This window comes from Paenibacillus sp. FSL H3-0286 (genome assembly GCF_045040705.1).
Classification (GTDB): domain Bacteria; phylum Bacillota; class Bacilli; order Paenibacillales; family Paenibacillaceae; genus Paenibacillus_AQ; species Paenibacillus_AQ odorifer.
In genome coordinates this window covers 1,454,783-1,469,103 of the sequence record NZ_CP150285.1, presented here as the reverse complement: position 1 = coordinate 1,469,103, position 14,321 = coordinate 1,454,783, and the positions used below count along the sequence as shown (strand labels likewise).

Below are 14,321 nucleotides of genomic sequence, written 5' to 3'. Positions count from 1 at the left end.
TAGCCTCCTTAACTAACGGGTATGTTTGTTATAAGCAACTACAGACAATACCAAGGAGGTAATTCCTATGAATACCAAAAAGACATTATTTACAACAGTCGCATTGGGAGCAGTATATTTACTGAAGAATAAGGGAACTCGCGATAAAATTATGAACGGCATTCAATCCTACACTTCCCAATCGAAGGCCAAAAAATCCAGTGGTACTGTTTAAGCTTCTGCTCTTGGATTTCAATAAAGGGGTGTTCCCTGAACCAGACTCTGGTTTAGGGAACACCCCTTGTTGTTTAGAACGGACAGCTCCCCGGATGTTTAGATCTCGCTTTCGCTCAGCAGCCACTGAATGATAGAACGAACCATGACACCTGTTGCTCCCTTAGGATTAACTCCACGTTCTTTAGAAACATATGCAGTGCCAGCAATATCTAGATGAATCCATGGCAAGCCCTCAGCAAACTCACCTACAAATAATCCGCCTGTAGTAGCTCCACCATATCTTCCAGCAGTGTTACGGATATCGGCAACCTCGCTCTTTAGCATTTCACGAAATTCCGGGTATGCCGGAAGCTGCCAGACCTTTTCCCCTGAATAGCTTGAAGCGGCCAGAAATCGCTCCAGAAACGCTTCATCATTAGTCACAGCACCTGTTGCTATATCTCCCAAAGTGGACAACACAGCACCTGTCAGCGTAGCAACATCGATAATACGTTTCGCTCCCCATTCCCGAGCATAAGTCAGAGCATCTCCCAGGACAATTCTGCCTTCAGCGTCGGTATTCAACACTTCTATCGTTCGTCCGCTCATGGAGGTAATAACATCTCCAGGCTTAAAAGCATTGGCCGATGGCATATTCTCCGCAGATGGAATAACCATAACGACATTCATTCGTGGACGTAAGCGGCCAAGCGCCTCCATTACTCCGAGTACAGCCGCTGCCCCTCCCATATCACTAATCAGCTCTTCCATACCTGGTGCTCTTTTTAAGGAGATCCCGCCGGTGTCAAAGGTAACTCCCTTCCCTACAAGCCCCACTACATTATCCCAATTCCCTGTCCCCTGATAACGGATGACGATCATTCGTGGAGGGTTTACACTTCCTTTTCCGACGGCGAGTAATCCGCCCATTCCTTTTTGCTCAATTTCCCGTTCATCCAGCACCTCAGAAGGAAAGCCATATCGCTCAGCAACCTCTATAGCGGCCACAGCAAGGTCTGAGGGGGTCAATAGATTACCAGGCATGTTGGTCAAGCTCCGCGCCAAATTCGTGGCCTCACCGAAAGCTAGCCCCTTCTGAATGCCTTGAATCCAATCCCGTTCGGCAGTATCCTCTAATTTCTCTTTTATAGTGAAAACAACTGCTGTTGGGCCTGTATAAAAAGACTGCACCTGCTTATAGGTAGCCCGACGATAGGAACCAAGCATTAGCCCCTCCGTCAGCGCATAAGCAATAGAAGTCACATCCTTCTCTACGGTAAGCTCCTGTAATTTGTCCGGCACTTCAAATATCAGCTTGAGCGCCTTCAAACGAAGTGCTGCACGGGCTGTCTGAGCCCCCATTTGCCTTAGATCCTCAGTCGTGAGAAGTTGGTCCCCCCTGCCAACCAAAATAACAACAGGACAACCAGATGAATTCTCAGCAGGTAGTACATAAGTCTGATTAAGCTTGCCTTTAAATAAACCCGCCTTTCCCAATAGGCGAATTCTGTCATCCCAGCCCTCGGAAAAGCCTCCATTTTCGACCTCAGACTCAGAAATAATAAGGATAAGGGCATCACCCTGCACATTGTTGGCAACACCACTGTTGTAATCTATATTCATTGTGATTCCCTCCATTTGTTTCCCAAAACCAACACCCATTGTAACATAAGCAAAGGCTGATCTCCGCATCTGTATTATCCGCAGGGATCAGCCTCTTATTACTTATTCTAATGGATTAATGGCAAAGAGATCACAAAATGAGTACCCTCGTTGACTCTGCTGCTAACAGAAATGCATCCGCCATGATTTTTGATGATGCGGTCACTTACGGAAAGACCCAATCCTGTACCATTCTCTTTGGTAGTAAAGAAAGGATTAAATAACCTGTCCAGTGTACGAATATCCATTCCTTTACCGTTGTCAGATATGAAAATACGGACCTCAGAGCCTTCTCTGCGGGCACCAACTTCGATTTTCCCCATCGAATCATCTTCTCGATCCGCTACAGCCTCCATTGCATTTCTAATCATATTAAGCACGACTTGCTTCATCTGTTTGACATCGCCAGAAATCACCATGTCCTCTTGAAGAGGATGAAGATTGATCTGGCAGCCTTTCATTAAAGCTTCGCTCTCTGTAAGGAGAACAACCTCCTTAAGCAATGCGGACACGGGTATCATCCCCACCTGCGGAACTGACGGCTTAGAGGAGGACAGAAATTCATGAATAATATCGTTCGCACGATCGATCTCGGCCAATATAATCTTGGCATATTCCTCTTTCCCCAGTTGATGCAAGTATGGATGAAGCAGTTGAATAAATCCCCGGATCGCGGTCAACGGATTCCGGATTTCATGGGCAATAGATGCGGATAATTTGCCTAGCATAGCCAAGCTATCGTTCTGGTAAGCCGTTTGTTCGATTAACTTATAATCCGAGATTTCCTTGACAGTGAACAAATAACAGCCTTTCATTTGCTCTCCGCAGCATAAAGTAACCTTCCAGTAACGGCCATACTCGTCTAGAAACTCATAATTTGATTTTCCTTTGTATACCATCTCTCTGTAGCTCTGCAGTACTTGTTTTTTCTTGGAACGGCTCAGTCGAATATTAGACAGCAGATGGGAAAATGTGCAGCCCACAAGAGAGTGACGGGTAAGCTCGAGCATCCCGTACATTTGCTTATTTACAAAACTTATAACTCCCTCTTCATCAAAAAGCATGATTCCGCTGTCAATATTCTCTAGAACATCCTCGTATGTAGTATCCACAGGTCCAGTTTGATAGGTTCTTCCCGGTAATAGAAGACTTTCTTGATATTGGCTAATCACGATACGAAGTTCCCCCTTTTACTGCATTTGACGAAGACGCTTAAGCGACATCAAATTACTATGTATTTGAGTGTATGACGAAGCCGCCAGAACATTCGGTAATCGTTGCACTTTTTCCAACCGGTTCAATTATATTCCAATCATATCCAAGAGAACTAGACAACGCAATCGGAGAAACTGTCGAATGGTAAAAAAATTCATAAAATGATTCCAAAGACATATGAAACATCACATCAAATTATATTTATTGCTATTTATTCGCCTAAATGATTTAAAACAATCTAAAAAGGATCACGAAAAGCTAAAAAGGATTATAAAAAGCTAAAAAGCCCCCGCGATTGCGGAGGCTTACATGGAAAAATGGGGTATGCCCAAAAAATTAGTAATAAACTTATGCCTTTTGTTGCAGGCGTAGACGGCGCTGACTCATCACAGCTAACCTTTTTTTCAATTCCCGTTCCCACTTGGTATCCTCAATCTGTTTGGCTACAGCTAGCAGGTCAAGCGCCATATCGATTTGATTGCGTACAACGGCTAGAGGATCTTCACTCTCGACGTTAATGACGTTCTCGAATATTGCAGTTTCGTCTTCCATGACATAGTCCTGAAAGTCCACGTCGGTAACACCATCTCCATGTGCATATTCCGCTAAGATCTCATATTCATTCTCGACCTTGTAGTGAACCTCCACACGATGACATACCGGACAAAAAAGCAGGGGAACATTATGGACTTGCGTGCGATAATGTTTTAGGGTCCCCTTTGTTCCTACCATACTCGCTCCACAGCAAAAGCTCATATTTGTTCGCCCTCCTTAGAAATAACCCTTTGATTGTTTATTATTGTATTACATTACCCCAATGGAGATTCCTCCACTCGAGGACATAATATAACTTTTCGCGCCTATTTTCAAATCTATTTAGATATACAAGATCTTTTGGAGCAAAAAACCCCCTTACAGAAAATTTTCTGCAAGGAGGTAGAAATCAGAATATCAAGGATCACTATGATAACGGTCTAAAATTTACAGATTCTTATCTCCCGGCTTCCAGTTCATTGGGCATAAACCACCAGATTGCAAGGCTTGCAGAACACGAAGTGTTTCTTCCACGCTGCGGCCTACATCATTGTGGTTAACGACTTGATATTTCAATTCGCCTTCAGGATCGATTATGAACAAACCACGCAATGCGATACCTTCTTCTTCAATCAGAATGCCATAGTCTTTAGAGACTTGTTTCGTAATATCAGCTGCAAGCGGGAAATTCAAACGACCCAGGCCATTAGAATCCTTAGGGGTATTGATCCAAGCTTTGTGGCTGTGGATCGAATCGATGCTTGCGCCGAGAATCGCTGTATCAAGTGCTTCAAACTGTGCTGCTGCGTCACTGAGAGCTGTGATTTCAGTTGGACATACAAATGTGAAATCAAGCGGATAGAAGAAGAATACAAGCCATTTGCCACGATAATCAGACAAGCTTACTTTACCAAAATCCTTACCATCACCTGATACGGTTTCCATAGTAAAATCGGGAGCCGGTCTACCTACTAAACGTTCCGCCATTGCTAGAATCCTCCCTCTGATTATGTAAGAAAAAGTACCATTTGTATCTCTCAATATACTGAAATATATTGAAATTTGCAGAAATCGATAATATCTTGTCTACTAAACAAATGGTATCATCGCACAAAATCAAAGTCAAGATTAGATCAATTATTTATTTATAATTATTATAAATAGAAGATTAGGCTTTGCGGATTGCTGCAACAATCAGGTCGCCCATTTCAGTTGTACTGATCGCTTTGCTCTTATCCACGGCGATATCACTTGTACGGTGCCCTGCATCCAATACTGCAGCAACTGCAGCTTCGATTGCAGCAGCAGCATCCTCATAACCAAAGGTTAAGCGGAACATAAGGGCCAGCGACAAGATTGTTGCGATCGGGTTCGCAAGCCCTTGTCCGGCAATATCAGGAGCAGAGCCGTGAACGGGCTCGTAGAGACCATAGTTGCCGTCACCCATCGAAGCCGAAGCAAGCATACCGATAGAACCTGTCAGCATAGCAGCCTCGTCGCTTAGGATATCACCAAACATGTTCTCAGTAACGATAACGTCAAAGCTAGATGGACGGCGCAGCAGCTGCATTGCGCAGTTATCAACCAGTACATGCTCTACCTCTACCTCCGGATATTCTGGAGCGATCTTATTCACAACCTCACGCCACAAACGTGAAGTTTCAAGTACATTCGCTTTATCAACACTCGCCAGTTTATTGCGGCGCTTGCCGGCAATTTCAAAAGCTTGGCGGACAATTCGTTCTACTTCCATTACGTTATATACACAGGTATCCACAGCTTCTTCACCATGTTCTCCTTGACGGCGCAATTTATCTCCGAAATAAATCCCGCCAGTCAGTTCGCGAACTACCATAAGATCTGTGCCTTCCAGGACTTCAGGCTTCAAAGTCGAAGCATCCTTAAGACAGTCAAATACGACAGCTGGACGCAGGTTTGAGAACAACCCCAGTGCTTTGCGAATTCCGAGCAGTCCGGTTTCAGGACGAAGTTCCTTTGGATTATTATCCCATTTCGGTCCACCAACAGCACCCAATAACACAGCATCTGCGCTACGACAGATTTCAAGTGTATCTTCCGGCAGCGGAGTGCCCTTCTCGTCTATAGCGATACCGCCAAATAATGCATGCTCTGTTTCAAAGGCATAACCGAATACTTCTTCTGTTACTTTCAATACTTTTTCCGCTTCTGCTACAACTTCTGGTCCAATACCGTCCCCTGCGATAACGGCGATTTTTTTAACTTCACTCATCTCAGTCACTCCTCAAGTTTTCTGCTCTAACAGACATAGTTCTTCTTTATATTGTTGTATCATACCCAGTCGTAAAGGACAAAGATATAGATTCTATTGAACTGATAGGTATAGCCTATAAACAGTGAGAATCAGACCACCACCGTAAATGCTGAGCATATTTGCTCTTAGTTCTGAAGATGTTTACAATTAATATGAAGTCATCTATCAAAGGAGTGAATGCGAAGTGCATTATACAAAGCTTGGCAAATCCGGCATGAAGGTCAGTCGCCTATGTCTAGGAACGATGAATTTTGGCCCACAGACGGATGAAAAAGAAGCCTTCCGCATCATGGACGCTGCACTGGATGCAGGTGTTAATTTTTTTGATACCGCTAACATTTACGGCTGGGGCGAAAATTCTGGCCTGACTGAAACCATTATCGGACGCTGGTTTAAACAAGGCGGCGGGCGGCGGGAAAAGGTTGTACTAGCCACCAAAGTTTATGGAGCCATGAATGATAAGCTTGATGGTCCTAATGATGAAGAAGGATTATCCTCATATATCATTCGCCGCCATCTTGAAGGGTCCCTGCAGCGTCTTCAGACCGATCATATTGAATTGTACCAGATGCATCATATAGACCGCAGTACGTCCTGGGAAGAGCTCTGGGGGGCTTTCGAGCTGGCTGTGAGTCAAGGCAAGATTGGTTATGTCGGTTCCAGTAACTTTGCAGGCTGGGATATCGCCATAGCACAACAAGAAGCAAAGGCTCGTGGTTTTCTTGGACTAGTCTCAGAGCAGCATAAATACAGTCTGACCTGTCGGCTTCCTGAACTTGAAGTTTTGCCAGCCGCTCGCCATCTGGGACTAGGTATTATTCCTTGGAGCCCACTCGATGGAGGTCTGCTCGGAAGAAATGCACTCAAAAAAATAGAGGGCAGCCGAAGTGGCGGAAATGCAGATCGTGTAGAGCAGCACAAGAGCCAGCTTGAGGCTTTTGCCAGCTTATGTATGGAGCTGGGAGAACCACAGGATAATGTCGCTCTTGCTTGGCTACTGGCTAATCCTGCTGTAACAGCTCCTATTATCGGCCCCCGCACACTGGAGCAATTCGAGAGTGCGCTGCGCAGTCTTGAGATTGTACTAGATGAAGCTGTGCTTAAACGACTAGATGAAATATTCCCTGGACCCGGCGGTGAAGCCCCTAAAGCCTATGCTTGGTAGGTAAGTTCTATCATAAAAGGAGCTGAGGCCTCAGCAGAATCCATTCGCTGAAGCCTCAGCTCCCTTTTACTCATACTTATTCAGCTGTGTCCACGGTCACACTTCCATTACTCGTGCTTAAATCCACAGTATACGTAGCTTTACCAAGCACAGCGGTACCATAGCTATCGCCGTCCCGATCCCAGGGTACATTCCCCTTCAGCGAGCCATTACTTGTATCTGCAATAATCTTCGCATCCGACACGGCCGGTAAGCCCACTATAATCTTTCCGTTACTGGATGTACATTTCCAGTTTCCGGTCACTGCTGAGTTTATAGTAATTTTGCCATTGCTGCTCTTGGCTGACAACGCCCCATCAATGTTATCCAATACTATGGCTCCATTAGAGCTCACAAGTTCAACTTCACCTTGGATATTCTGTACGGATAGTGACCCATTGCTGGTATGCGCATCCACTTCGCCGACAATATCATGAATATTTAATGCACCATTACTTGTCTCAACCTCTATACCTGACTTAAGATTCCAGGCTTCTATAGAGCCATCACTTGTCTCAACCTCAACAGCAAGGTTATTGGGTGCACTTATATTTAAATAAGGACTTTTGGTATTGAATCCAAACTGAATGTTAGAGAACCAATTATGATCGGTATCGAGCTCCATAATCAGTGTATCTCCTTCAGTACTAACCTTCCATTTCTTTTCTAATGCACTTTCAGCATCACTTTGCGATTTTCCAGGCAGCAGTAAACTTCCCTCATAATCCAAAGAGCTTCCAGCTACACCCTCAACCTTTACTTTTCCACTTGGAAGTACGATTTTGAGCGTCGTAATATTCTCTTTCACTTCCACATTCCCACTAAGCGGAGTTAGATGTGTATTACCGATCAGATTGCTGAGTGAACCTCCGGCCATTACTGTCTGAGCACCACTTGCTCCGATCAGCACAATAATTAACAGGATGGCCCAGCCGCTTACACGGCTTTTGACATCGGATTTGATAAAAAGTCTAATCAACATCTCAAGTCCGAATAAGACCAACAACGCCGGCCATAAAAAACCAAGCACCTCATAGCTGATCATATCATACTGAGCCATCACGATAATGACACCAAGGGCAATGCAGCCCAAGGCTGCTGTGAAACTTCCTATTTTCCATCTCCCCATAGTTAAATCCCCGTTTCTTATGCTCTCGTATTATTCCTTAACATCTTCAGTCCGTACGCAATCAGACCCACTGATAATAAGATCGTGCCGATGTTGATCTCAGTCAGCATATCCCAAAGGGTAGGGAAAGCTGTGATTACCAACATAAGGAACCCAGCAACAACACAGCCGATTCCCACCCAAGCTGGATTGATCTCTTCATGTGGATATCCAGGCATAGAGGACATCCCCATGGTCCAAGGGGCTCCGAAGCTGTCTGGATGAAACATCATTCGTTCGTGTTCAGCAGCCGTTATTTTCATCCAAGCCGCCTTCTGCAGGGCATCAAACAACTGATAAAACCACAGCGCCGCCAGGGCAAACGGGAAGATCAAGGGCTCGGACGGAATAAACATTATACATAAGGAGGCCCCGATCATAAACTGTAAACCCTGCTTTTTAAAGCCTAAGTACAAATGACCTACTCCAGGTATCATAGCCAGCATAAAAGTGAGCCAACGTCTCTTCTTAATCATAATACATCCTCCTAAAATTTGGGTAGCAAAACTTTAGCCAATTTAAACATCTATTGATGATCAATTATTTTATTACTATCTCCCAAAGCCACCAAACCACTGGGTTACTGAATTCGACATATGGCCGTTTATTTCGGTAATGCCATAGGCCAAATTCTCAAATACCCCAAACTGCAACAATAACAAACTGAGGCAAGCAGCCACTCCATAATGAATCCATGAGGTTTTTGGGGCAGAACGACGTCTTACATTGGTTGCCTTAGTCGCTCGTGATCTGCGCCCTGTTTCGAGCTGCTCAATATGTGTCATAACATCTGCTGCGAGATCCGGGAAGTCCATCTGCGCCTGCAACTGTTCTCTGTCAGCATCCATTTCCGACCACAGCTCCGACATTGCTTTGGCTTCCTCCAGCCACTCTGCGCAATCAGGACATGACTCTATGTGCAATCGGATACTCAGCTCCATCTCTGGAGACAGTAGGCCGTCTATATAATGTGGCATCCATTCCTTCACTATTGCACAATTCATCGCCATTCCTCCCTTTGTTTACGCATCATCTGTCTGGCTCGATAAAGCTGCGATTCGATTGTTTTCACGGAAACTCCCTTTTGCTCTGCAATCTCTTGATAGGAATTCCGCTGAAAATAGTACAGCTGGACGACCGACCGGTACGGTTCCGCCAGACTGTTCACATTCTCTCCTAATTCAGCTGATGTTTCCTGCTCAAGTACCTCATGCTCCGGAGTTTGAGACGTTACCCAATCATTTTCTGTGTAATCAGCTGCACTTCGGTACTTCCACTCCCTATCGTTGGCCCGTTTCCAGTCCAGACAGGTTCGGTAGGCAATCCGATACAGCCATGTCGAGAAGGAGGATTGTCCTCTGAAAGAGGGGAGCGCTTTATATGCTTTTATAAAAACCTCCTGGGCCATATCTTTGGCCGATTCGGCTTCTCCTGTGATTTTGACGCATACTCTGTATACCATGCCTTGGTAACGTGTCACCAAATGCCCAAAGGCTTGATGTTGACCGTTCAGCACAGCAGCAATCCATTCTGCCTCTTCCAGCTTTCTCCCCTCCTTCACCTTCATAACGTTAGACGCCAACCAATCGTTCTCCCCTGCAACCTATACATAAATTTTTTTGGTTTTTTTGAAATAGGCTGAAGAGAGGAATATATAGTTTGTTGTCGAATAATGTTTAACTACTATGACTAAAAGAAAACTCTTCTTAATTATCGCATTGTTTCTTATTGTACTCACTGGATTCCGTATCCTATGGGTAAAGATTTCTCCGCACACCACACAACCACCACTGATCAATGGTGTGTTGGATTTACGGGATAAACAATGGAATCAGGACAAACTCCTTATTTTAAATGGGCAGTGGGAGTTCTATCCGGGTATGCTGCTTCCTTCATTCAACGAACAATCTGTAACTGCTGCTCCTGCAAAATATATACAAGTCCCGGGGAACTGGAAAGATGCCCTTAGCGATAGCGATAAATCTGCTTATGGCTACGGCTCCTATCGGCTACGTGTCCTAACAGATAATCATAAGAAGCAATCCTATAGTCTTTTAATTTCCGGAGCTCGGTCCTCTTCAGAAGTGTATATCAACGGTGAACGGCTGGACAGCTCTGGCACTCCTGCTGAGAGTAAAGAACACTATATTCCGTACATACTGCCTTATTCAGTATCCTTTACAACCGATAAAAGTGAACTTGAAATTGTGATCCATGTAGCCAACTATTCCTTTTCCCAAACGGGAGGAATTTCTAAAACGATTGTATTTGGCAGCGAAAAAGCTTTAACACAGGAAAGACTGCTCTCTATTAGCCTACAGTTGCTATTATGTGTTGTTCTAATACTGCACGCTGTATATGCTGTTATTTTATATATAATTGGGCTGCGGCAAAAGATGTTGATCTATTTTTTTCTACTGGTAATATCCGCTATAACTACCGTACTCATAGATGATGACAGGCTTCTATTGCACGTATTTCCCTTGAACTATCAATGGAATTTCAAACTATTTTACATCTCTTATATTGCTGTATTTATTTTTATCCTGCAGACAAGCAAACATCTTTTGTTCGCGGATTTAAAAATAAAAAGTATTCGTATCCTAACCATCCTGTCCGTAGTAGACATCCTGTTCATATTATTTGGACCCGTTGTTCACTATTATGAATTTCACACACTGATTTTCGGCATAAATTTATTAGTTTTAGCATTAGGTGTCGTAATTCTTTTTCTGAGATCTATTGTTAAAAATTACGAAGGCTCTATTTTCCTGTTGTTATCTATGTTTGCCATCGTTAACAGCACACTTTGGGGAATGTTCAAGAATTATAACTGGGTTAACGTTACCTATTATCCTTTTGATCTAATTATCGCCTTTTTGTGCTTTGCGACTTTTGGATTTAAGCGATATCACTGGAATACCAAGGAGACAGAAAAACTGGCGCACAGCCTGCAGAGAAGTGTTACACAAAAGGATGCTTTTTTGGCTAACACCTCACATGAATTAAAAAATCCGCTGTACAGTATCATTAACATTGCCGAAACTGTCCTGGACAGCGAGCGTGACACTGTAACGCATCAAAATGCTGAGAATTTAAAACTGCTCATTACCGTTGGAAGACGTATGTCTCTTCTGGTAGACGATCTGCTGGATCAATCCCAGCTCCGTGAAAGCAATATACAATTGCAGCTCAGAGAACTTAAGATCCAATCCTTCGCAGTGGGTGTGCTTGATATGCTCAAATTCTTAACGGAAGGGAAATCTTTAACCTTAATCTCAGAAATACCAGATTCATTCCCTTCTATTGTGGCTGATGAAAAAAGACTCATTCAGATCTTGTTCAATCTGCTTCAAAATGCTGTTAAATATACGACTGTAGGCACGATAAAAATCCATGCAGATATTCATAAAAAATCGGCGCAGATTCATATTACGGATACGGGTCTTGGCATGAACGAGGAGACGTTGCTCAGAGCTTTCCAGCCCTATGAACAGGGCGATTCCAGCATGAACGAAGTTAGCGGTGGCATCGGGCTTGGATTAAGCACCAGCAAGCAGTTAGTTGAACTTCACGGCGGGAAAATAAGTGTAGTCTCTACACTTGGAGAAGGTACTACCTTTACATTCACAATGCCATTATACGATTCAACCAGCCGGGTATTGAGTTCAGAACTGCCCTCTATAACTGAATTCTCAGACACGCCATCTATGATCACTTTATCCAAATTAACCGCACCGGGTATCGTTTCATCAGACCATGGAAGGAGACCCAAGCTTCTGGCTGTAGATGATGATCCGGTTAATCTAAAAATACTTACCAACGTACTTTCCATCAAGGACTATGAAATCGTTACGGTGACCAGCGGAAACGATGCTTTACTATTGCTGGATACCGTTCAGTGGGATTTAATTATTACAGATGTAATGATGCCACAAATGTCCGGGTATGAGCTGGCGCATAGAATTCGTGAACGTTACACCATTGCTGAGCTTCCCATTCTGCTTCTGACGGCACGAGGCCAAGCGGAAGATATTTATACCGGTTTTATTTCAGGTGCAAATGACTATGTAATGAAGCCTATGAATGCAATAGAGCTGAAGGCCCGTGTACGCTCCTTAACAGATCTAAAACAGTCCGTAAACGAACGGCTTCGTGTGGAAGCTGCCTATCTTCAAGCGCAAATACAACCACATTTCTTGTTCAACACATTAAATTCAATATCCGCGCTGGCTTCTTTTGATATTAATAGAATGAGTCACCTTGTGGATGCCTTCAGCTCTTATTTGCGTTTAAGCTTCAATTTCCTGAATGCTGAGCCTATGATACCGATTGAACGAGAGCTTGAGCTTGTTCATGCCTACCTCTACATAGAGAAGGAGCGCTTTGAAGATAGGATGACCATTCTTTGGGATTATGAGGAAAGCTTGCATTTTCAGCTGCCGCCTCTGACTATACAGCCACTGGTTGAAAATGCTGTCCGGCATGGTATTTTGAGTCGCTCCCAAGGAGGAACGGTGTCCATAACCATCAAGGAACAAGCTGGCGATATTGAAATCACGATATCAGACAATGGCCAAGGCATGAAAAACGAACAACTCCAGCAGTTGCTCAGCAATCCGTCTAATGATGAAAGAGGAATCGGATTTTTAAATACACATAAACGGCTGCTGCGGGTCTACGGAAAAGGGCTGCAGATTAAAAGCTCCGAAGGGAAAGGAACTTCTGTGAGTTTTATTATTCCTTCTGACAAAAAAAATCCGCTTCGAAAACTTTCTGATTAACAGACAAACTATTGTGAACCGAAATATCAAGTAAGGATTCGACGTATTTTGGCTAAAATACTATATCTGAGTGGTGATTAATAATGATTCAGGCAATATTAGTTGACGATGAACGGCTTGCCCTTGTGAAATTAGAGTTTATGTTAAAAAAAATACCATCTTTACATATAGCCGCTTCCTATACGGACCCCTCACAGGCCATTCTAGAGGCTCCGTCTTATCATCCTGACGTTATTTTTATTGATATTGAAATGCCTGAAATTAATGGTCTTCAAGCTGCGGAGATGCTCCAAGAGGCCTGTCCAAATGCAAATATTATCTTCGTTACCGCGTATAACCATTATGCTGTGGAGGCTTTTGAGATTAATGCGCTCGATTATATTTTGAAGCCTGTGCGAAATGACCGACTATTGAAAGCTGTCCAGCGGTTAGAAGAAAGATTGTCACTTGCACCAAAACTCATAATTGCAAAAGAAGAGGTAACCATTCGTTGTCTTCAATCGCTTCGTTTTGAACGAGGCGGACAATCTCTGAATAATCTGCGTTGGAGAACCTCTAAGGCCCAAGAGTTATTTGCCTTTTTGCTCCATAATCGCAACCGCTTCGTAAGTAAAGACATGCTGATTGAACTGCTGTGGCCAGACTTCAATCTGAAAAAGGCCTCTACCCATCTCTATACAACAATTTATCAAGTCCGGCAATGCTTAAAGCAGAATGAAGTTGACCTGCATATCAGCAACCTTAGCGGGGGGGAAGGCTATACCCTTGAAACCGGATCAATGTTGATTGATGTAGATAAGTGGGAACAGGGTATCCTGGCTCTGGAAACCATCAGTGAAGTTAATTGTGCGGAGCATCAAGTTTTATTCGAGCTTTATTCTGGAGATTACTATGACGATTATGATTATTTATGGGCTGAAAGTGAGCGGCAACGTCTTCGTACCATTTGGCTGCACCATGCAATGGGCATAGCCCAATTTTATATAGAAAGCAACAGAATTGCCGAGGCCGTTACTGTCTATCAACGAGTAGTGCAGCTACAGCCTTATTTTGAACAAGGGCATTTAGGATTAATGAAGGTCTACGACAGTATTGGAGAACGTTCCGCTGTGGAAGAGCAGTACAAGCTGCTCAAGGATTTGTTCCAAAAGGAACTTAACCTTGGCCTTCCAGCCAGCGTTGAGCAATGGTACGAGCAATGGGAGCAGCTTAACCATAGAGTGCGATGAGCTAAATAACCTATCAAGACATAATAAAGACACCCGG

General features: G+C 43.8%; 13 protein-coding genes. 4 read left to right on the top strand and 9 right to left on the bottom strand.

What is annotated here, in order from left to right; genetic code table 11:
* Positions 1 to 67 precede the first annotated feature (67 nt).
* Complete coding sequence (locus tag MHB37_RS06460) at positions 68 to 214, top strand: hypothetical protein (RefSeq protein WP_172628785.1); 147 nt, start codon at positions 68 to 70, stop codon at positions 212 to 214.
* Positions 215 to 312: 98 nt separating this feature from the next.
* On the opposite strand, the gene MHB37_RS06455 is transcribed toward MHB37_RS06460, so the two are convergent.
* The 5 genes from MHB37_RS06455 to leuB form a co-directional block, all read right to left on the bottom strand.
* Complete coding sequence (locus tag MHB37_RS06455) at positions 313 to 1,818, bottom strand: leucyl aminopeptidase (protein WP_405169051.1); 1,506 nt, start codon at positions 1,816 to 1,818, stop codon at positions 313 to 315.
* Positions 1,819 to 1,925: 107 nt separating this feature from the next.
* Positions 1,926 to 3,029: an ATP-binding protein gene (locus tag MHB37_RS06450; RefSeq protein WP_076125474.1), complete on the bottom strand. Its 1,104-nt coding sequence runs from the start codon at positions 3,027 to 3,029 to the stop codon at positions 1,926 to 1,928.
* 391 nt (positions 3,030 to 3,420) lie between these two features.
* A complete protein-coding gene (locus MHB37_RS06445) occupies positions 3,421 to 3,828 on the bottom strand; it encodes a hypothetical protein (protein ID WP_036680100.1) in 408 nt (135 codons plus the stop codon).
* A gap of 225 nt (positions 3,829 to 4,053) precedes the next feature.
* Entirely contained in the window at positions 4,054 to 4,593 is a 540-nt protein-coding gene (locus MHB37_RS06440) for a peroxiredoxin (RefSeq protein WP_036680102.1), read from the bottom strand.
* A 181-nt stretch (positions 4,594 to 4,774) separates the two neighbouring features.
* On the bottom strand, positions 4,775 to 5,857 hold the full coding sequence (leuB, locus tag MHB37_RS06435; protein WP_036680106.1) for a 3-isopropylmalate dehydrogenase: 1,083 nt from the start codon (positions 5,855 to 5,857) through the stop codon (positions 4,775 to 4,777).
* 226 nt (positions 5,858 to 6,083) lie between these two features.
* Between leuB and MHB37_RS06430 the strand changes: the two genes are divergently transcribed.
* Entirely contained in the window at positions 6,084 to 7,064 is a 981-nt protein-coding gene (locus MHB37_RS06430) for an aldo/keto reductase (RefSeq protein WP_076218520.1), read from the top strand.
* A gap of 76 nt (positions 7,065 to 7,140) precedes the next feature.
* On the opposite strand, the gene MHB37_RS06425 is transcribed toward MHB37_RS06430, so the two are convergent.
* The 4 genes from MHB37_RS06425 to MHB37_RS06410 form a co-directional block, all read right to left on the bottom strand.
* Positions 7,141 to 8,232, bottom strand: coding sequence for a DUF4097 family beta strand repeat-containing protein (locus MHB37_RS06425; RefSeq protein WP_076125478.1), 1,092 nt, complete (start codon positions 8,230 to 8,232; stop codon positions 7,141 to 7,143).
* Between the two features lie 17 nt (positions 8,233 to 8,249).
* Positions 8,250 to 8,747, bottom strand: coding sequence for a hypothetical protein (locus MHB37_RS06420; RefSeq protein ID WP_076125480.1), 498 nt, complete (start codon positions 8,745 to 8,747; stop codon positions 8,250 to 8,252).
* Between the two features lie 75 nt (positions 8,748 to 8,822).
* Positions 8,823 to 9,275, bottom strand: coding sequence for an anti-sigma factor (locus MHB37_RS06415; RefSeq protein WP_038569222.1), 453 nt, complete (start codon positions 9,273 to 9,275; stop codon positions 8,823 to 8,825).
* Positions 9,272 to 9,853: an RNA polymerase sigma factor gene (locus tag MHB37_RS06410; RefSeq protein ID WP_076125482.1), complete on the bottom strand. Its 582-nt coding sequence runs from the start codon at positions 9,851 to 9,853 to the stop codon at positions 9,272 to 9,274. Before MHB37_RS06410 ends, MHB37_RS06415 begins: the two co-directional genes overlap by 4 nt.
* A gap of 103 nt (positions 9,854 to 9,956) precedes the next feature.
* On the opposite strand from MHB37_RS06410, the gene MHB37_RS06405 reads away from it, so the two are divergent.
* Positions 9,957 to 13,055 carry an ATP-binding protein gene (locus MHB37_RS06405; RefSeq protein ID WP_280752610.1) on the top strand — a complete coding sequence of 1,033 codons (3,099 nt, stop codon included), beginning with the start codon at positions 9,957 to 9,959 and terminating at the stop codon, positions 13,053 to 13,055.
* 83 nt (positions 13,056 to 13,138) lie between these two features.
* Positions 13,139 to 14,284 (top strand): response regulator, encoded by a 1,146-nt coding sequence (locus MHB37_RS06400; RefSeq protein WP_405169050.1) that lies wholly within the window; start codon positions 13,139 to 13,141, stop codon positions 14,282 to 14,284.
* Positions 14,285 to 14,321 lie beyond the last annotated feature (37 nt).